This window comes from Streptomyces sp. NPDC059909 (assembly GCF_042730885.1).
In the GTDB taxonomy this organism is placed as follows: domain Bacteria; phylum Actinomycetota; class Actinomycetes; order Streptomycetales; family Streptomycetaceae; genus Streptomyces.
Window position 1 is genome coordinate 1 of sequence record NZ_JBHWKX010000209.1, and the last position, 535, is coordinate 535.

At 71.2% G+C, this 535-nt stretch carries 1 pseudogene; it reads right to left on the reverse strand.

Going from position 1 to position 535, the window contains the following annotated elements:
* Positions 1-120 precede the first annotated feature (120 nt).
* Positions 121-535: pseudogene (locus ACFV9O_RS40250) on the reverse strand (NAD(P)/FAD-dependent oxidoreductase); the annotation flags it as partial.

The window sequence follows — 535 nt, forward strand, 5'->3', positions numbered from 1 at the left end:
GTGGGTGGCGGCCGGGCGACGCCCGGCGGTCCGGAGCCCGACCATCGTCACACGGCCGGCCGGGCGGACCCGGTCGATTCCGTCAGACGCCTGTTGTTCGAAGGGGGTTCCGTTTGGTCGTCAGAAGGACTCGTTCGGGCGTTTGCTCCCGGCCGCGAGTTCGAACTCCGCTCGGGGGTGCTCCAGCGAGCCGAGGGAGACGATGTCGCGTTTGAAGAGGCCCGAGAGGGTCCATTCGGCCAGGACACGGGCCTTCCGGTTGAAGGTCGGCAGCCGCCCGAGGTGGTAAGCGCGGTGCATGAGCCAGGCAGGGTAGCCCTTCAGCTTGCGCCCGTGGATGTACGCGACCCCTTTGTGCAGCCCGAGGGAGGCGACCGATCCGGCGTGGCCGTGCCGGTACGGCCGCGGTGCGGTGCCACGCAACGAGGCCAGCAGGTTGTCGGCGAGCACCTTCGCCTGGCGGACGGCGTGCTGGGCAGTGGGGGCGCACTCACGCGCTCCGGGTGGGGCGGAGGAGCGCGCGGAAGGATCGGGG